1 pseudogene is annotated in these 727 nt (G+C 78.4%); it reads right to left on the bottom strand.

The window, feature by feature from the left end:
* A pseudogene (locus tag AA75_RS50330) lies at positions 1-727 on the bottom strand (hypothetical protein); the annotation flags it as partial.

The following is a 727-nucleotide window of genomic DNA, read 5'->3' as shown; positions in this document are numbered from 1 at the left end:
CCCGGCCCGCCGCGACGTCCTGGGCCAGCGCCGGCGCGATCTGCCGGGCGGTGCGCCCGGTGCCCAGGTAGGCGGTGTGGTCGGCGACGCCCTCGGACAGCCACATCGGGGTCCACGCGTGGGTGTCGGCCCGGGTGGCGACGTGGGTGGCCTCGTGCGTGACGACCACCCGCCGGCCCAGCTCGCTCAGGCCCCGGTACGCCTCCGGGTTGACCACGATGCGGTCCGCCGGGGTGTGCTCCGGCGCCCCCGCGGCGGCCACCGTGACCGCGGCGATGCCCTGGTACGCCTCCGGTGCGACATCCAGCACACGGGCGAAGTCGACCTCGGTGGCGGGGAGTTCGAGCAGCAGCCGGCCGGCCCAGGCATCCCCCCAGACCGCGTCGACGTCCGGCACCGCGCGGTCCGCCCGGGCGGCCAGCTCGGCGACCCGGTCCTGCTCGGCGAGCCCGAGCACCAGGCAGTGCGCGCCGCGCACCGCGCGGACCGTGCCGAGGTCCCACAGCGCGGGGGCGCCGGCCGGCCCGTCCTCGGCCAGCCGCCACCCGTCGGCGAGCCGGACCAGGGCCAGCCGCCGGGTCAGCGTCGCCGGGTGGTCGTCCAGCCCGGTCAGCCGGTGGTCGAGCTCGGCGGTGACGGTGATCCGGTCCGCCTCCGGCGGCGGCTCGGTGAAGCCGGTCAGCCGGTAGGCCAGCGCGGCGAACGGTACCTGCGCGAGCCGGTCCAG

The organism is Kitasatospora sp. MBT63 (genome assembly GCF_000710465.2).
Taxonomy (GTDB): Bacteria; Actinomycetota; Actinomycetes; order Streptomycetales; family Streptomycetaceae; genus Kitasatospora.
Note: the sequence above shows the minus strand (reverse complement) of the source record. Positions and strands in the feature narration are given on the sequence as shown.